This is a genomic window from Azoarcus sp. DN11, from assembly GCF_003628555.1.
Classification (GTDB): domain Bacteria; phylum Pseudomonadota; class Gammaproteobacteria; order Burkholderiales; family Rhodocyclaceae; genus Aromatoleum.
In genome coordinates this window covers 3,253,688-3,270,936 of the sequence record NZ_CP021731.1, presented here as the reverse complement: position 1 = coordinate 3,270,936, position 17,249 = coordinate 3,253,688, and the positions used below count along the sequence as shown (strand labels likewise).

At 66.1% G+C, this 17,249-nt stretch carries 18 protein-coding genes and 3 tRNA genes; 11 read left to right on the top strand and 10 right to left on the bottom strand.

The window, feature by feature from the left end; all coding sequences use genetic code 11:
• Positions 1-36: 36 nt before the first annotated feature.
• The 5 genes from CDA09_RS15025 to CDA09_RS15005 form a co-directional block, all read right to left on the bottom strand.
• Positions 37-112 (bottom strand) — tRNA-Gly (locus tag CDA09_RS15025).
• 9 nt (positions 113-121) lie between these two features.
• A tRNA-Cys gene (locus CDA09_RS15020) sits at positions 122-195 on the bottom strand.
• 69 nt (positions 196-264) lie between these two features.
• Positions 265-340: transfer RNA gene (locus CDA09_RS15015), tRNA-Gly, on the bottom strand.
• Positions 341-400: 60 nt separating this feature from the next.
• Positions 401-2,296: a DEAD/DEAH box helicase gene (locus CDA09_RS15010; protein WP_121429390.1), complete on the bottom strand. Its 1,896-nt coding sequence runs from the start codon at positions 2,294-2,296 to the stop codon at positions 401-403.
• A gap of 121 nt (positions 2,297-2,417) precedes the next feature.
• Positions 2,418-3,224, bottom strand: coding sequence for an inositol monophosphatase family protein (locus tag CDA09_RS15005; protein ID WP_121429389.1), 807 nt, complete (start codon positions 3,222-3,224; stop codon positions 2,418-2,420).
• Between the two features lie 78 nt (positions 3,225-3,302).
• On the opposite strand from CDA09_RS15005, the gene CDA09_RS15000 reads away from it, so the two are divergent.
• From CDA09_RS15000 to iscX, 11 genes are all read left to right on the top strand, one after another.
• Entirely contained in the window at positions 3,303-4,031 is a 729-nt protein-coding gene (locus CDA09_RS15000; RefSeq protein WP_121429388.1) for an RNA methyltransferase, read from the top strand.
• 41 nt (positions 4,032-4,072) lie between these two features.
• Positions 4,073-4,840: a serine O-acetyltransferase gene (gene cysE, locus CDA09_RS14995; RefSeq protein ID WP_121429387.1), complete on the top strand. Its 768-nt coding sequence runs from the start codon at positions 4,073-4,075 to the stop codon at positions 4,838-4,840.
• A 104-nt stretch (positions 4,841-4,944) separates the two neighbouring features.
• The gene (gene iscR, locus CDA09_RS14990; protein ID WP_121429386.1) at positions 4,945-5,427 is read left to right on the top strand and encodes a Fe-S cluster assembly transcriptional regulator IscR; all 483 of its coding nucleotides are present in this window, start codon (positions 4,945-4,947) and stop codon (positions 5,425-5,427) included.
• Between the two features lie 17 nt (positions 5,428-5,444).
• Positions 5,445-6,596: a cysteine desulfurase family protein gene (locus CDA09_RS14985; RefSeq protein ID WP_121429385.1), complete on the top strand. Its 1,152-nt coding sequence runs from the start codon at positions 5,445-5,447 to the stop codon at positions 6,594-6,596.
• Between the two features lie 25 nt (positions 6,597-6,621).
• Positions 6,622-7,833: an IscS subfamily cysteine desulfurase gene (locus CDA09_RS14980; protein WP_121429384.1), complete on the top strand. Its 1,212-nt coding sequence runs from the start codon at positions 6,622-6,624 to the stop codon at positions 7,831-7,833.
• A gap of 23 nt (positions 7,834-7,856) precedes the next feature.
• Positions 7,857-8,240: a Fe-S cluster assembly scaffold IscU gene (gene iscU / locus CDA09_RS14975; protein WP_121429383.1), complete on the top strand. Its 384-nt coding sequence runs from the start codon at positions 7,857-7,859 to the stop codon at positions 8,238-8,240.
• A gap of 17 nt (positions 8,241-8,257) precedes the next feature.
• Positions 8,258-8,581, top strand: coding sequence for an iron-sulfur cluster assembly protein IscA (iscA, locus tag CDA09_RS14970; protein WP_121429382.1), 324 nt, complete (start codon positions 8,258-8,260; stop codon positions 8,579-8,581).
• Between the two features lie 19 nt (positions 8,582-8,600).
• Complete coding sequence (gene hscB, locus CDA09_RS14965) at positions 8,601-9,134, top strand: Fe-S protein assembly co-chaperone HscB (protein WP_121429381.1); 534 nt, start codon at positions 8,601-8,603, stop codon at positions 9,132-9,134.
• Entirely contained in the window at positions 9,134-11,002 is a 1,869-nt protein-coding gene (gene hscA / locus CDA09_RS14960) for a Fe-S protein assembly chaperone HscA (protein WP_121429380.1), read from the top strand. Before hscB ends, hscA begins: the two co-directional genes overlap by 1 nt.
• On the top strand, positions 10,999-11,340 hold the full coding sequence (fdx, locus tag CDA09_RS14955) for an ISC system 2Fe-2S type ferredoxin (RefSeq protein WP_121429379.1): 342 nt from the start codon (positions 10,999-11,001) through the stop codon (positions 11,338-11,340). The genes hscA and fdx overlap by 4 nt, the downstream gene beginning before the upstream one ends.
• Positions 11,340-11,534, top strand: a complete 195-nt coding sequence (gene iscX / locus CDA09_RS14950; protein ID WP_121429378.1) for a Fe-S cluster assembly protein IscX — start codon at positions 11,340-11,342, stop codon at positions 11,532-11,534. Before fdx ends, iscX begins: the two co-directional genes overlap by 1 nt.
• Positions 11,535-11,670: 136 nt before the next feature.
• On the opposite strand, the gene prmB is transcribed toward iscX, so the two are convergent.
• The 5 genes from prmB to dapC all read right to left on the bottom strand — a co-directional run bounded on the left by prmB (position 11,671) and on the right by dapC (position 17,156).
• Positions 11,671-12,627, bottom strand: coding sequence for a 50S ribosomal protein L3 N(5)-glutamine methyltransferase (prmB, locus tag CDA09_RS14945; RefSeq protein WP_121429377.1), 957 nt, complete (start codon positions 12,625-12,627; stop codon positions 11,671-11,673).
• A complete protein-coding gene (gene dapE / locus CDA09_RS14940) occupies positions 12,624-13,784 on the bottom strand; it encodes a succinyl-diaminopimelate desuccinylase (RefSeq protein ID WP_121429376.1) in 1,161 nt (386 codons plus the stop codon). The genes prmB and dapE overlap by 4 nt, the downstream gene beginning before the upstream one ends.
• A gap of 66 nt (positions 13,785-13,850) precedes the next feature.
• Positions 13,851-15,038 carry a PilT/PilU family type 4a pilus ATPase gene (locus CDA09_RS14935; protein ID WP_121429375.1) on the bottom strand — a complete coding sequence of 396 codons (1,188 nt, stop codon included), beginning with the start codon at positions 15,036-15,038 and terminating at the stop codon, positions 13,851-13,853.
• A gap of 82 nt (positions 15,039-15,120) precedes the next feature.
• A complete protein-coding gene (gene dapD / locus CDA09_RS14930) occupies positions 15,121-15,942 on the bottom strand; it encodes a 2,3,4,5-tetrahydropyridine-2,6-dicarboxylate N-succinyltransferase (protein WP_121429374.1) in 822 nt (273 codons plus the stop codon).
• A 20-nt stretch (positions 15,943-15,962) separates the two neighbouring features.
• Complete coding sequence (gene dapC, locus CDA09_RS14925) at positions 15,963-17,156, bottom strand: succinyldiaminopimelate transaminase (RefSeq protein WP_121429373.1); 1,194 nt, start codon at positions 17,154-17,156, stop codon at positions 15,963-15,965.
• Between the last annotated feature and the right edge of the window lie 93 nt (positions 17,157-17,249).

Below are 17,249 nucleotides of genomic sequence, written 5' to 3'. Positions count from 1 at the left end.
GGGAAGGTGCATCGGCACCTTCCCTTTGTCAAATGCTGGAGCGGGAAACGAGTCTCGAACTCGCGACCTCAACCTTGGCAAGGTTGCGCTCTACCAACTGAGCTATTCCCGCATGTACTTCTGGAGGCGCGAGCCGGAGTCGAACCGACCTACACGGATTTGCAATCCGGTGCATAACCGCTTTGCTATCGCGCCACTTGTCTGGCCTGACTTTCCGATGCGTCTCGATCGGGGAAAAGGCTTTACGGAGCCTTTCCGAAAATCTGGAGCGGGAAACGAGTCTCGAACTCGCGACCTCAACCTTGGCAAGGTTGCGCTCTACCAACTGAGCTATTCCCGCGAAAGACCGCCATTATAGGTCGTATTTTGATGGCGTCAACTACCTGTAATCATTCTGTCTTCAGCGATCGCGCTGGGGTTTTTTCTTGCCCGGCTTGAAGCCTGTGCTGCGCGTGTCGCGGCGCTCGCCGTGGAAGGATTTGTCCGCATGCGGGCGATCGCCGGCCGGCTTGCCTGCGGGCTTGTCCCAAGGCTTCGCGAAGGGCTTGCGGGGGGCGTCGTCGCGGCGGTGGTCGGGCTTCGTGCCGAAGCGCGGGCCGGGGCCCGGGCGCGGGCGGGCGGCGTCGCGCTGCGCCTCGTCGTAGTCGAGCGGGCGGATGTTGAGCTGACGCTGCCTGATGCGCACGCGGCGCAGGATTTCGAGCATGTCCTGCGGCAAATCGCTCGGCAGCTCTACGGTGCTGTAATCCTCGTAGAGGTTGATCTGGCCGATGAAGCGGCTTTCGATGCCGGCTTCGTTCGCGATCGCGCCGACGATGTCCTTCGGGGTTGCCTGCTGGTTGCGGCCGACCTCGATGCGGTAGCGCTGCAGGTGGCCGTCCGAGAATTCGCGCCGGCGCTGCAGGATCGCGTCGCGGTTCTCGCGCGGCGGGCGCTCCGGGCGCGGGACCGATTGCATCGCGATGTCCGGTCCGCTGCCAGGCAGCTGCAGGGGGCGTTCGCGCTGTGCGAGGAAGGCGAGCGCGGCGGCGATGTCGTGGATGTCCGCAGCGTGGCTGTCTTCGATGCCGGCGACGACCTCGTGGAAGAAGTCGAGGTCCTCGGATTCGAGCACCGTGGCGACCTGCTGGCGGAAGGCGGCAACCCGCTTGTCCGCGACCGCTTCGCGCGACGGCAGTTGCAGCGGCTCGATCGGCTGGCGCGTCGCCCGCTCGATGACCTTCAGCATGCGCGCCTCGCGCGGTGCGACGAAGAGGATGGCGGTGCCGGTGCGGCCCGCGCGTCCGGTGCGGCCGATGCGGTGAACGTAGGCCTCGGTGTCGTACGGAATGTCGTAGTTGATGACGTGGCTGATGCGCGGTACGTCCAGGCCGCGGGCGGCGACGTCGGTCGCGACGACGATGTCGAGGCTGCCGCCCTTGAGCTGCTCGATCACGCGCTCGCGCAGCTGCTGGGTCATGTCGCCGTTCAGTGCCGCCGCCGCATAGCCGCGTGCTTCGAGCTTCTCGGCGAGCTCGACGGTCGCGGTCTTGGTGCGCACGAACACGATGGCGGCATCGAAATCCTCCTCGACCTCGAGGATGCGCGTGAGCGCGTCGAGCTTGTGCGCGACCGCGATCTGGCAGAAACGTTGGCGGATCGTCGTGACCGTCGCGGTGGCGGCCTTGATCTTCACTTCCCGCGGCTCGCTCAGGTAGCGGTGCGCGACGCGCCGGATTGCATCGGGCATGGTCGCGGAGAGCAGCGCCGTCTGCCGCTCTGCCGGCACGTGCTCGAGGATCCACTCGACATCGTCGATGAAGCCCATGCGCAGCATCTCGTCGGCCTCGTCGAGCACGAGGGTCCTGAGGCCGTCGAGGTTGAGGCTGCGGCGCTCGATGTGGTCCATCACGCGCCCCGGGGTGCCCACCACGACGTGCGCGCCGCGGCTCAGCTGGCGCAGCTGCACGACCATGCTCTGGCCGCCGTAGATCGGCAGCACATGGAAGCCGGGCAGGTTCTTCGCATAGCGCTGAAACGCCTCGGCGACCTGGATGGCGAGTTCGCGCGTGGGCGCGAGCACCAGGACCTGTGGCTGCCGCACGGCGAGGTCAAGGCGGTCGAGTAGGGGCAGGGCGAACGCCGCCGTCTTGCCGGTGCCGGTCTGGGCTTCGCCCAGCAGGTCGTCGCCCGCGAGCAGGTGCGGGATGCAGGCGGCCTGAATGGGCGACGGAGTCTCATATCCGATGTCGGCCAGGGCTTCGAGGATGGCGGGGCTCAGCTCGAGCTGGGCAAAGGATTCGGCGGTGGGATTCATGGGCGTCCGGGAGTGGGAAGGATGGGAGGACGTGCCGGTTGTGCGTGCATCGTACCGAATTCGCCCGTTGTGGCGTCGACCGGCGAATGCGGACCGGATTGCCCGGTCCGCTTGGGCCTGCTCAGGCGCGCAGCGTCGCCGTGCGGTGGGCCTGGATGATGGGCAGCAGCTGCCCGAAGATCTTCGGCGTGCCGGCGACGACGTTGCCGGTTTCCATGAAGGCCGTTTCACCGGCCAGGTCGCTGACGAGTCCGCCGGCTTCCTGGATCAGCAGCACGCCGGCCGCCATGTCCCAGGGTTGCAGCCCCATTTCCCAGAAGCCGTCGAGACGGGCGCAGGCGACGTAGGCGAGGTCGAGCGACGCCGCGCCGGGGCGGCGGATGCCGGCGGTTTTCTGCGTGAGGTCCTTGAACATCCCGAGATAGGCGTCGACATTGTCGAATTCGCGGAACGGGAAACCCGTGCCGATCAGCGATTCGTTCAGGCGCACGCGCTTCGAGACGCGGATGCGGCGGTCGTTGAGGAAGGCGCCGCGCCCCTTGGTGGCTGTGAAGAGTTCGTTGCGCGTGACGTCATAGATGACGGCCTGCTCGAGCACGCCGCCTTTTGCGAGGGCGATCGAGATCGCATACTGCGGGAAGCCATGGATGAAGTTCGTCGTGCCGTCGATCGGGTCGATGATCCACTGGTATTCGCTGTCGGACGACTCCGCGGACACGCCGGACTCCTCTGCTAGAATGCCGTGCTCCGGGTATGCCTCGCGCAGGACCTCGATGATGGCGGCTTCGGCAGCCTGGTCGACCTCGGTGACGAAATCGTTCGGAGACTTCGCCTGGACCGACACCTGGTCCAGCTGCAGCGAGGCGCGATTGATGATGGAGCCCGCGCGGCGGGCGGCTTTCACTGCGATGTTGAGGGTGGGGTGCATGCGCGTCGGTCTCGTTGGAGCGGGGCGCCCGGTGAGCGCCCCGCTCGAAAGAATTCCAATAAAACGAAGTATTTTAATATGAACGGCGCCATCGCGCTCGACCGCATCCGTATCGTACTTTCCCGTACCAGCCATCCCGGCAACATCGGCGCCGCTGCGCGCGCGATGAAGACGATGGGGCTGAGCCGGCTGTGGCTGGTCGAGCCCGCCTCCTTCCCCGATCCGGTGGCGGACGCGCGCGCCTCCGGGGCCGGCGACCTCCTGGCGGCCGCGCGGGTTGTCGGCTCGCTCGAGGAGGCGCTCGAAGGCACGATCCTGTCGGCCGCCGTCACGGCACGACGGCGCGAGCGCTCGGTGCCGGTGCGCAACGCGCGCGAGGCCGCTCCGGAGCTGGTGTCGTTCGCCGGTAAGGGCGAGGTGGCGCTGGTGTTCGGCAACGAAACGAGCGGGCTCACGAACGACGAGGTCGGGCTCTGCTCGATGCCGGTGACGATTCCGGCCAACCCCGGTTTTTCGTCGCTCAACCTTGGTGCCGCGGTGCAGTTGCTGTGCTATGAGCTGCGGATGACGGCGCTGGATCCGGCGCCGCCCGCGGAGTCGCTGCCCGACCTGGCGCCGTTTGAGGACGTGGAAGGTTTTCATCGCCACCTGGAAAGGGCGATGACGGTCAGCGGTTTCTACGATCCCGCCAATCCGAAACGTCTGTTGCAGCGTTTGCGGCGCCTGTTCGGTCGCGTCCGGCTCGAAAGGGAGGAAGTAAACATCCTTCGCGGCATTATTAGTGCGTTTGAACGCAAAGCTGACTAAAATCGTCGGGAATTGACATTCGGACACCGGAGCAATCATTCATGTTCAGACGTCTGCGCGAAGATCTGGCCAGCGTTCGCGAGCGCGACCCCGCGGCCCGCTCGACCTGGGAAGTGCTGACCTGCTACCCGGGCGTGCATGCGCTCTTCATGCACCGGTTCGCGCATGCGGCGTGGACGCGCGGGTTCTACTGGGTCGGGCGTTTCGTCAGCCACGTCAGCCGTTTCCTTACCGGGATCGAGATCCACCCGGGGGCCACGATCGGCAGGCGGGTCTTCATCGATCATGGCATGGGCGTGGTGATCGGCGAGACGGCGGAGATCGGCGACGACTGCACGATCTATCAGGCGGTGACGCTGGGCGGCACCTCGCTCTATCGCGGCACCAAGCGTCATCCGACGCTGGGAAAGGGCGTCGTGATCGGCGCGGGCGCCAAGGTGCTGGGGGGCTTCACGGTCGGGGATGGCGCGCGCGTCGGCTCCAACGCTGTCGTCGTGAAACCGGTGCCGGCGGGTGCGACCGCCGTGGGCAACCCGGCGCGGGTCATCGAGCCGGACCGTGACAACGCGCGTGACCGTGCGCGCGAGCAGAAGGCCGAGCAGATGGGATTCTCGGCCTATGGCGTGACGAAGCAGATGGATGATCCGCTGACGAAGGCGCTGCATGGCCTGCTCGATCACGCGGTGGAAACCGATCGCCGCATCCAGTTGCTGGTCGAGCGGCTCGAGAAGGCGGGTTTCAGCCTCGATGCGACGATCGAGAAGAGCGACGAGTTCGACGCGCAACGTCTATCGAAGATGGTTGACTGAGTGACATCCGAGTAGTTGACTGATTTTGTCGGGCTCCGTATAGTTGAGCGAAACGTTCGGGTATTTCCCTGGGCGAGAATCTCCGCGATAGAAGGAGCTCCAACATGAGACTGACCACCAAAGGACGATTTGCCGTTACCGCCATGATCGATCTGGCATCGCGCCAGAGTGAGGGTCCGGTGACGCTGGCGGGTATTGCCGATCGGCAGAAGATCTCGCTGTCGTATCTCGAGCAGCTGTTCGGCAAACTGCGTCGTCACAAGCTGGTCTCCAGCGTGCGGGGGCCGGGTGGCGGTTATCGGCTGGCGCGCGACATGTCGCGCATCACCGTCGCCGACATCATCGTCGCCGTGGATGAGCCGCTCGACGCGACGCAGTGCGGCGGAAAGCAGAACTGTCAGGACGAGCATCGCTGCCTGACCCACGACCTGTGGGCGAACCTCAACAAGCGCATGTATGAGTATCTCGACTCGGTGACGCTGAATGCGTTGGTCCATCGCGAGGTCAAGGCGGATCCGGACATGAGCGTGCTCAAGGACGTGCGCCGGCGCGCGATGGTTGCGATGCGCGAGGCGGCTGCGGCCTGACACGGGATCGCGTCAGCGTGTTCGCCCCCGTCTATCTCGACTGGAACGCTACCGCACCGCTCGATGCGGCGGTGCGCGAGGCGATGCTGCCGTGGCTGGGCAGCCGCTTCGGCAATGCGTCGAGCCGGCATGAATATGGCCGTCAGGCGCGCGCGGCGATCGACGAGGCGCGCGCGAAGGTGGCGGCCGCAGTTGGTGCCCATGCGACCGAAGTGATCTTCACGAGCGGCGGTACCGAAGCGAACAACCTGTTCGTGAAGGGCGCTGCGGGCCTGATGAAGCCCGGGCTGATTGCGATCAGCGCGATCGAGCATCCCTGTGTGCGCGAGCCGGCGAAGCAGTTGCGGCGCGCCGACTGGACGGTGCGCGAGATCGCGGTGGACCGCACGGGGCTGGTCAAGAGTTCCGACTGGCAGGCTGTGCTGGCGGCAAAGCCGGCGCTCGTGTCGGTGATGCTCGCGAACAACGAGACCGGCGTGCTGCAGGATGTCGTGGCGCTGGCGCGCGAAGCGAGGGAAGCGGGCGCCTGGTTTCACACTGACGCGGTGCAGGCCCTGGGCAAGATCGGCGTTGATTTTCGCGCGCTGGGCGTCAATGCGATGACGCTGTCGGCGCACAAGGTGGGCGGTCCGCTGGGCGCCGGTGCGCTGGTGGTCGACAAGCGGCTGGAGCTTGCGCCGCTGCTTGCCGGCGGCGGTCAGGAGCGTGGTTTGCGCTCCGGCACCGAGAACGTTGCGGCGATCGTCGGCTTCGGCCTCGCCTGCGAACTGGCGGCGGCGCGCGTGTCCGAGGAGAATGCGCGGCTGTCCGCGCTGCGCGATCGTCTTGAGGCAGGATTGGCCGGGCATGGCATGCGGATTTTTTCCGCGGGTGTGCCGCGCCTGCCGAATACCGTATTCTTCGCCGCCCAGGGTCTGGACGGCGAAACGCTGGTGGCGAAGCTCGATCGCGCCGGGTTCGCGTGCGCGAGCGGTTCCGCGTGTTCGAGCGCGAATCCGGAGCCGTCGCACACCTTGCTCGCGATGGGGGTCGAGCGCGAGATTGCGCGCGGCGCCGTGCGGGTCAGCCTGGGGCGCGACACGCGCGAAAACGATGTGACCGATTTCCTGGCCTGCCTGGGCCGGCAGATCGCTGAACTGAATAACCTGACCGCGGTGGCGGTCCAATAATCGAACGACCGACGGAGGAATACCGATGCTGAAGTTTCCGATCTACCTGGACTACTCCGCCACAACGCCGGTCGATCCGCGCGTCGCTCAGGCGATGATTCCCTGGCTTACCGAACATTTCGGCAACCCGGCGAGCCGCTCGCATGCCTACGGCTGGGAAGCCGAGAAGGCGGTCGAGGACGCGCGCGAGCAGGTCGCTGCGCTGGTCAATGCGGACGCAAAGGAAATCGTGTGGACGTCGGGCGCGACCGAATCGAACAACCTCGCAATCAAGGGTGCCGCGCAGTTCTACAAGGGCAAGGGCAAGCACATCATTACGGTGAAGACCGAGCACAAGGCCGTGCTCGACACCTTCCGCGAGCTCGAGCGCCAGGGCTTCGAGGCGACTTATCTCGACGTGCAGGAGAACGGCCTGATCGATCTGGCCGCGTTCAGGGACGCGCTGCGCCCGGACACGATCCTCGTGTCGGCGATGTTCGTGAATAACGAGATCGGCGTGATCCAGCCGATCGCGGAGATCGGCGAGATCTGCCGCGAGAAGGGCATCACTTTCCACGTCGATGCCGCGCAGGCGACGGGCAAGGTCGACATCGACCTGCAGACGCTGAAGGTCGACCTGATGTCCTTCTCGGCGCACAAGACCTACGGCCCGAAGGGCATCGGCGCGCTGTACGTGCGCCGCAAGCCGCGCGCGCGCCTCGAGGCGCAGATGCATGGCGGCGGCCACGAGCGCGGTCTGCGCTCGGGCACGCTGGCGACGCACCAGATCGTCGGCATGGGTGAGGCTTTCCGCATCGCGCGCGAGGAGATGAAAGTCGAGAACGAGCGCATCCGCATGCTGCGCGACCGCCTGCTGAAGGGCCTGCAGGATCTCGATGCGACCTATGTGAACGGCGACCTCGAGCAGCGCGTTCCGCACAACCTCAACATCTCCTTCGCCTACGTCGAGGGCGAATCGCTGATCATGGCGGTCAAGGACATCGCGGTGTCGAGCGGCTCCGCCTGTACTTCGGCGAGCCTGGAGCCGTCCTATGTGCTGCGCGCGCTGGGGCGCAACGACGAGCTGGCGCACAGCTCGATCCGCTTCACGATCGGCCGCTTCACGACCGAAGAGGAAGTCGATTACGCGATCCGCCTGCTGCACGAGAAGATCGGCAAGCTGCGCGAACTGTCGCCGCTGTGGGAAATGGTGCAGGAAGGCGTCGATCTGAATAGCGTGCAGTGGGCAGCCCACTGAGCACTTGAGACAGGAGAACGAAAATGGCATACAGCGAAAAAGTGCTCGATCACTACGAGAATCCCCGCAACGTCGGCGCGTTCTCGAAGGACGACGAAGGCGTGGGCACCGGCATGGTGGGCGCGCCGGCCTGTGGCGACGTGATGAAGCTGCAGATCAAGGTGGGCAAGGACGGCGTCATCGAGGACGCGAAGTTCAAGACTTACGGCTGCGGCTCGGCGATCGCGTCGAGCTCGCTCGTGACCGAGTGGGTCAAGGGCAAGACCGTCGAACAGGCGCTCGAGATCAAGAACACCCAGATCGCGGACGAGCTTGCGCTGCCGCCGGTTAAAATCCACTGCTCGATCCTCGCGGAAGACGCGATCAAGGCGGCAGTGGCGGACTACAAGAAGAAGCACGAAGGCTGACATCGGGAGGCGGAATCATGAGCGTCACTGTGAGCACGAGCGCGGCCAAGCACGTTTCGAACTTCATCGCCAAGCGCGGCAAGGGCTTGGGGATCCGTCTCGGGGTGCGGACCTCGGGGTGTTCAGGCATGGCCTACCGTCTGGAGTTCGTCGATGAGACGCATGACGACGACGTGGTGTTCGAGAGCAACGGCGTGAAGGTCATCGTCGACCAGAAAAGCCTGGCTTACCTCGATGGCACCGAGCTCGACTTCGTGCGCGAGGGCCTGAACGAAGGCTTCAAGTTCAACAACCCGAACGTCAAGGACTCGTGCGGCTGCGGCGAGAGCTTCAACGTCTGAGGCGGCGAGCGCGGATCCGATGAGCATCGATTTCCAGCAGGACTTCTTCGAACTGTTCGGGCTGCCGCGGCGGTTTCGCATCGACGAGGCCGCGCTGGAACTCGCCTTCCATGACCTGCAAGGGCGGGTGCATCCCGACCGCTTCGCGCATCTGCCCGACAGCGAGAAGCGCCTGTCGATGCAGTGGGCGACGCAGGTGAACGAGGGCTTCCGCACGCTGCGCAAGCCCCTGCCGCGTGCGACCTACCTGCTCGAGCTGATGGGTGTCGATGCCGGGCTGCACACGAATACGGCGATGTCCCCGGCCTTCCTGATGGAGCAGATGGAATGGCGCGAGGCGGTCGAGGAAGCACGCGCGGCGCGTGAATCCGAGGAGCTCACGCAACTGCATGCGCGGCTGCGCCAGCATTCGCGCGAGGTCTTCGACGAACTGGCGCGGCAGTGTGACGACGAGCAGGACTACGCGAGCGCCGCAGAGACCGTGCGTCGCCTGATGTTCATGGAAAAACTCCAACACGAGATCGACGACGCCCTGGAGGCGCTGGAGAGCTGATGGCCCTTTTGCAGATTGCCGAGCCCGGTCTGTCGACCGAGCCGCACAAGCACCGCCTTGCCGTCGGCATCGACCTCGGCACCACGAATTCGCTGGTGGCGACGGTGCGCAACGGTATCGCGGTGTGTCTGGTGGATGAGGAGGGGCGGTCAATGGTTCCGTCCATCGTCCGCTACCACACCGATGGCAAAGTCGAGGTCGGCCGCAGTGCGGCGGTCGCGCATGCGACGGATCCGAAGAACACGATCATGTCGGTCAAGCGCTTCATGGGGCGTGGCCTCAAGGATGTCGCCTACATCGAATCGATGCCCTACGACTTCGTCGATGCGGGCGGAATGCTGCGCCTGCGCACGGTGCAGGGCATCAAGTCCCCGGTGGAAATCTCGGCCGAAATCCTCAAGGTGCTCGGCGAGCGCGGGAAGGCGAGCCTGGGGGGCGAACTCACCGGCGCGGTGATCACCGTGCCGGCCTATTTCGACGACGCGCAGCGGCAGGCGACCAAGGACGCGGCAAAGCTGGCCGGACTCAACGTGTTGCGGCTGCTCAACGAGCCGACCGCCGCCGCGGTGGCGTACGGCCTCGACAACGCGGCGGAGGGCGTCTATGCGGTGTACGACCTCGGCGGCGGCACCTTCGACCTGTCCATCCTGAAGCTCTCGCACGGCATTTTCGAGGTGCTGGCGACCAACGGCGATGCGGCGCTGGGCGGCGACGACTTCGATCACCGCCTGTTCTGCTGGGCGCTGGACCAGAGCGAGATCGATCCGCCCACGAGCGAGGACGCCCGACGCCTGCTGATGAAGGCGCGCGAAGCCAAGGAATTGCTGACCGCCTGCGAGGAGGCGACGATCAAGGCGGTGCTGTCGACCGGCGAGAAGGTGGATCTGGTCGTGACGCGCGAACAGTTCGCCGACATGACGAGGCACCTCGTGCAGAAGACCGTCGCACCGATGCGCAAGGTGCTGCGCGATGCCGGCCTCGCTCCCGAGGACGTCAAGGGCGTCGTGATGGTCGGCGGTGCGACCCGCATGCCGCATATCCAGCGCGCGGTGGCGGATTTCTTCGGCCAGGAGCCGCTCACCAACCTCGATCCGGACAAGGTCGTCGCGCTGGGCGCGGCGATCCAGGCGAACGTGCTCGCAGGCAACCGCAAGGAAGACGACGACTGGCTGCTGCTCGACGTGATCCCGCTGTCGCTCGGCCTCGAGACGATGGGTGGGCTGACCGAGAAGGTCGTGCCGCGCAACTCGACGCTGCCGATCGCCCGTGGGCAGGAATTCACGACCTACAAGGACGGCCAGACGGCGATGGCCTTCCACGTCGTGCAGGGTGAACGCGAACTCGTCGCCGACTGTCGCTCGCTGGCGCGCTTCGAGCTGCGCGGCATTCCGCCGATGGCGGCCGGTGCGGCACGTATCCGCGTGACGTTCCAGGTCGATGCGGACGGTCTGCTGTCGGTGTCGGCACGCGAGATGTCGTCGGGCGTCGAGGCCAGCGTGCTGGTGAAGCCGTCCTACGGGCTGACCGACGACGAGATCGCCGGTATGCTGCGCGACGGCGTCGAGCGTGCGTCCGAGGACATCGACGTGCGCGCGCTGCGCGAGCAGCAGGTCGAGGCCGATCGCGTGATCGAGGCGACGCTCGCCGCGCTGGAGCAGGATGGCGGCCTGCTGAGCGACGAGGAGCGTGCCGCCATCGAGGCCGCGATCGCCGAAACGCGCGACATGGCCGCCGGCCACGATCCGCGTGCCATCAAGCGCAGCACGGAAGCGCTGTCCCGTGCTACCAACGAATTTGCCGCCCGCCGCATGGACAAGAGCATCCGTCAGGCGCTGGCGGGTCACAAGGTGGATGAGATTCAGGTATGACGCAGATCATCGTATTGCCGCACGTGGAACTTTGTCCCGACGGGACGGTGATCGAGGCAGAACCCGGCACGTCCATCTGCGAGGCGCTGCTGCGCAACGGCGTCGAGATCGAGCATGCCTGCGAGCAGTCCTGTGCCTGCACGACCTGTCACGTGATCGTGCGCGAAGGTTTCGATTCGCTCAACGAGGCGGAGGAAGAGGAGGAGGATCTCCTCGACAAGGCGTGGGGGCTGGAACCGCAGTCGCGCCTGTCCTGCCAGGCGGTGGTCGGCGAAACGCCGCTCGTGGTCGAGATTCCGCGCTACACCATCAACATGGCCCGGGAGGGCAAGCACTGATGAAGTGGACCGAGGTGCAGGAAATCGCGATCCAGCTCGCGGACAAGTTTCCCGAAGCCGATCCGACGCGCGTGAATTTCGTCGACCTGATGAACTGGGTGATGGGCCTGCCCGAGTTCGATGACGATCCCACGCACTGCGGCGAGCGCGTCCTCGAGGCCATCCAGCAGGCCTGGATCGACGAAGTGGCCTGAGCCGCGGCGTCGCGGCGGCGTCGGAAACCGGCGTCGCCTTCCGCAGGTTAGTTCAATTCCGACCGGTAGCGGGCGATCCGTCGTCGATCGCCCGCATTCGTGCGCCCGGGCGGGGGCTCGGTGTTGCCAGCCGGCCTCAGGCCGGCGACTTGGGCAGTTCCTCGGCGCGTAGCACGAAAACCATGTCGTCCCCGCCTGCAGACGGCAGCCAGACGAACGGCAGTTTCGGGAACGCCGCTTCCACGATGTGACGATTGTGTCCCACTTCCACGGCGAGGACGCCGCCGGGATTGAGGTGCGCGCGCGCCTGCGCGAGGATGCGGCGCACGACGTCCAGACCGTCCTCGCCGGCGGCGAGCGCCATGCGGGGTTCGTGGAGGTATTCGGCCGGCAGCGTCTCCATCGAGTCGGCGGTGACATAGGGCGGATTGCTGATGATGAGGTCGAAGCGCCGTCCGGCCAGTCCGTCGAAGACGTCGCTCTTCACGAGCTCGACCTGTTCCTCGAGGCCGTATTCGGCGACGTTGAGCTGCGCGACTTCGAGCGCGTCGTCGGAAAGGTCGGCGCCAACCACGCGGGCATTCGGGAAGGCGTGTGCCATGAGGATCGCCAGGCAGCCCGAGCCGGTGCACAAGTCCAGCGCGCTGCCGATCCGCTCCGCGTCCTCGACCCAGGGGGCGAAGCCGTTCTCGAGCATCTCGGCGAAGAAGGAGCGCGGGACGATCACGCGCTCATCGACGTGGAAGCGGAAGTCGCCCAGCCAGGCTTCGCCCGTGATGTAGGCGGCCGGCACACGTTCTTCGGCGCGGCGCTCGATGACCTCGAACAGCGCTTCGCGTTCCTCCGCGGTGATGCAGGCGTCGAGGAAGGGTTCGAGGCGGTTGAGCGGTAGCGACAGCGTATGCAGCAGCAGCCACACGGCTTCGTCGTAGGCGTCGTTGCAGCCGTGGCCGAAGAAGAGGCCGGCGCGGTTGAAGCGGGTGACGGCGTAGCGCAGCCAGTCGCGCAGCGTCACGAGTTCGGCGAGGGGGCCGCTCTCGTGTTCGTGGACGTGTTCTTCGCCGTTGTCACAGTGTTCGCAATGTTCGGTCATGCTCGGTCTCGTGAGCGCGCGAGGAGGGCGCGCAGGGTGCGTTCGTAGATCAGGGAAAGCGGTTCGATCGCGTCGACGGCGACGCGTTCGTCGAGCTTGTGGATGGTGGCGTTGACCGGGCCGAACTCGACGACTTCCTTGCAGATGTCGGCGATGAAGCGGCCGTCGGAAGTGCCGCCGCTGGTCGACAGCTCGGTCTCGACGCCCACCGTCTCGCGGATCGCGCCGCCGATCGCCTCCACCAGCTTGCCGCGGCCGGTCAGGAAGGGCTTGCCGGAGAGGTGCCAGTCGAGCGTGTAGTCGAGGCCGTGCCGGTCGAGCACGGCATGGGTGCGTTGCTTGAGTTCGTCGGCGGTGCTGACCGAGGCGAAGCGGAAATTGAACAGCACTTCGCATTCGCCCGGGATCACGTTGTTGGCGCCCGTCCCGGCGTGGATGTTGGAGACCTGCCAGGTCGTCGGCGGGAAGAATTCGTTGCCGTCGTCCCAGCGCGTCGCGGCCAGCTCGGCAAGCGCGGGCGCGAACTCGTGGATCGGGTTGCGTGCGAGCTGCGGGTAGGCCACGTGGCCTTGCACGCCCTTGACGCGCAGTGTGCCGGAGAGCGAGCCGCGGCGGCCGTTCTTGATCATGTCGCCGAGGGCCTTCACCGACGTCGGCTCGCCGACGATGCAGTAGTCGAGCGTTTCGCCGCGTGCGGCCAGCGCCTCGACGACCTTCACGGTGCCGTGGGCGGCAATGCCTTCCTCGTCCGAGGTCAGCAGCAGCGCGATCGAGCCTTCATGGTCGGGATGGGCCGCGACGAAGCGTTCGATGGCGGTGACGAAGGCGGCCAGCGAGGTCTTCATGTCGGCCGCGCCGCGGCCGTAGAGGTGGCCGTCGCGCACGGTCGGTGCGAAGGGATGCGAGGTCCAGGCGTCGAGCGGGCCGGTCGGGACAACGTCGGTGTGGCCGGCGAGGCACAGCACGGGGCCGGTGTCGCCGCGGCGCGCCCACAGGTTGGAGACGCCTCCGGTGTCGATGCGCTCGAAATGGAAGCCCAGCGGCGCGAGGCGCGACGCGATGAGGTCCAGGCAGCCGCTGTCCTCGGGGGTTACCGAGGGGCGGGAAATGAGTTCGCAGGTGAGCGCGAACGTGGCGTTCGGGGAAGGATTCGTCATTGCGATCGGGCGGCAGGTGCCGCCCTGGTTCAGGGCCGGGGGCGCGAGAGGATTGGTCAGTGCGGATCAGCGCGCCGGATCATCGTCGAGGTGCAGCGCGAATTCGCTGAACGAGGCGCCGTCGGTGCTCTTGTTCTGCGAATCGAAATCGACCGACGGCGGAGGTTCGTCCCCCTCGGCGCTCGGCGCGGCGTTGATCTGGGCGTTGTTGATCAGCCAGGCAAGGTTGGTCGGCGAATCGGCGTTCGCGAGTGCCTCGTCGAAGGTGATGATGCCTTCGCGGTACAGGCGGTGGAGGTCCTGCTCGAAGGTCTGCGACCCGGGGGCGAGGCTCTGCTGCATCGCTTCCTTGACCTCGTTCAGTTCGCCGCGCTCGACGAGCTCGGCGACGTGACGGGTGTTCATGAGGATCTCGACCGCCGGGATGCGCATGCCGTCGGGCTTGCGCACGAGGCGCTGCGAGATGATGCATTTCAGCGCGACCGCGAGGTCGAGATACAGCAGCGAGCGGTTCTCGAGCGGGAAGAAGTTCACGATGCGGTTCAACGCGTGATAGGCGTTGTTCGCGTGCAGCGTCGCGAGGCACAGGTGGCCGGTCTGCGAATAGGACAGGGCGGCCTGCATCGTCTCGCGGTCGCGGATTTCACCGATCAGGATGCAGTCGGGCGCCTGGCGCATCGCGTTGCGCAGCGCCTCGTGCCAGCCGAGGGTGTCGATGCCGACTTCGCGCTGGTTCACGACCGACTTGCGGTGCTTGAACAGGTATTCGATCGGGTCCTCGACGGTGAGGATGTGGCCGGAGCGGTTGCGGTTGCGGTGGTCGATCATCGACGCGAGCGTCGTCGACTTGCCCGAACCGGTCGCACCGACGACGAGGATCAGGCCGCGCTTCTCGGTGACGACTTCGGACAGCACCGGCGGCAGGCCCAGCGAATCCAGCGACGGGATCTCGCCCTGGATGTAGCGCACCACGATCGCGATGCTGTGCCGCTGCCAGAACACGTTGACCCGGAAGTTGCCGAAGTCGCGCCGTCCGAAGGACAGGTTGAGCTCCTTCTCGCGCTCGAAGGTCTCGATCTGCTCCGGGCTCATCATCTCGTAGATCATCCGCTTGATCATGGTGGGGTCCATGACCTGCTGGTTGATCGGCATCGTGATGCCCTGGATCTTGATGTGGATCGGTGCGCCGGCCGAGACGAAGATGTCCGAAGCGAGCTTTTCCGCCATCAGTTGGAACAGCTTGTCGAAAATCATCCGGGGATTCTCCTGAGCGTGATTGGGCGGGCTTCGGTGTCGGGCGGCCGTCCGTGGCCGCCCGGAAAAGCAAGTCAGGCGATCAGGCGCCGCGCAGCAGTTCGTTGATGCCGGTCTTGGCGCGGGTTTGGGCGTCGACACGCTTCACGATCACGGCGCAGTACAGGCTGTACTTGCCGTCGGCCGACGGCAGGCTGCCCGGCACGACGACGGCGCCGGACGGCACGCGGCCGTAGGTGACCTCGCCGGTCTGGCGATCGTAGATCTTGGTGCTCTGGCCGATGTACACGCCCATCGACAACACGGCGTTCTCCTCGATGATCACGCCTTCGACGACTTCCGAACGCGCGCCGACGAAGACGTTGTCCTCGATGATGACGGGGCCGGCCTGCACCGGCTCGAGCACGCCGCCGATGCCGACGCCGCCCGACAGGTGCACGTTCTTGCCGATCTGGGCGCAGGAACCGACGGTGGCCCAGGTGTCGACCATCGTGCCTTCATCGACGTAGGCGCCGATGTTCACGTAGGACGGCATCAGCACGACGTTCTTGCCGATGAAGCTGCCCTTGCGCGCCACCGCCGGCGGCACCACGCGGAAGCCGCCTTCGCGGAACTGTTCCGGCGTGTAGTCGCCGAACTTGGTCGGCACTTTGTCGAAGAAGTTGAGCGCGCCGGCCGACTGCACCTCGTTGTCGCGCAGACGGAAGGAAATCAGTACCGCCTTCTTGATCCACTGGTTGACGGTCCAGTTGCCGTCGATCTTCTCGGCCACGCGCAGCTTGCCGCTGTCCAGTCCGGCGATGACGGTGGCAACGGCGTCGCGCACGATCGAAGGGGCCGAGGAGGGCGAGAGGCTGGCGCGGTTCTCGAAGGCGTCGTCGATGATCTTTTGCAGGTCTTGCATGGGGGATGTCCGTTTGTATTTCAAAGAGTTTGGCAGAAGGCGGCGATGCGCTCGGCGGCCTCGACGCATTCGGCCGTTTCGGCCACGAGGGCGATGCGCACGAACCCGGCGCCCGGATTGACGCCGTTCGATTCGCGGGCGAGGAAGCTGCCCGGCAGAACCGTGACATTATATGCAGCCTGCAGGCGGCGGGCGAACTCGGTGTCGGCGATGGGCGTCTGCGCCCACAGGTAGAAACCGGCGTCGGGCTTCTGCACCTTGAGGTGCTGCGCGATGATCGGCATCGCGCGGTCGAACTTCTCGCGGTACAGGCGGCGGTTTTCGACCACGTGCGCCTCGTCGTTCCACGCGGCGACCGAGGCGGCCTGGATCGGCAGGCTCATCGCGCAGCCGTGGTAGGTGCGGTAGCGCAGGAAGGCCTTCAGCACCTTTGCGTCGCCGGCGACGAAACCGGAGCGCATGCCCGGCACGTTCGAGCGCTTGGACAGGCTCGAGAACATCACCAGGTTGCGGAAATCCGTGCGCCCGAGCGCGTGGGCGGCCTGCAGCGCGCCGATCGGGGGCGCGTCGTCGTCAAAGTAGATCTCGGAATAGCACTCGTCGGCGGCGATCACGAAGCAGTAGCGGTCGGACAGTTCGAAGAGACGTGCCCACTCCGACTGCGAGAGCATGCGGCCGGTCGGGTTGCCCGGCGAGCACACGAACACGAGCTGGATGTCGCGCCACACCGCCTCGGGAATGCCGTCGAAATCCGAGCCGAAGCCGTTTTCCGGCAGGTTGTTGAGGAACACCGGTTCCGCGCCCGCGAGCAGGGCCGCGCCTTCGTAGATCTGGTAAAAGGGGTTCGGGCTCAGCACCTTGGCACCGGGGCGGCCGGAGTCGATCACGGCCTGGGCGAACGCGAACAGCGCCTCGCGCGAGCCGTTGACGGGCAGGACCTGGGTCGCCGGATCGACTTTCGGCAGGCCGAAGCGGCGCTCCAGCCAACCGGCGATCGCCGCGCGCAGCGGGTCTCCGCCGATCGTCGCGGGGTAGTTCGCGAGCCCCTGCAGGTTGTCGGTGAGGGCCTGCATGATGAAGGGCGGGGTGGGGTGCTGCGGCTCGCCGATCGACAGGCGGATCAGCTTCAGGTCGGCCGGAGGCACGACGCCGTCGAGCAGCGCACGCAGTTTTTCGAAGGGATAGGGCTGGAGGCGGTCGAGGTTCGGATTCACGGCGGACTGTTTCGGCTTGTATCGGTGGGTATGCGCCTGTGTCTGAAGGCAGGGGCATCGAGCGCGCGATGGTATCATGACGCGCTTTCGCCG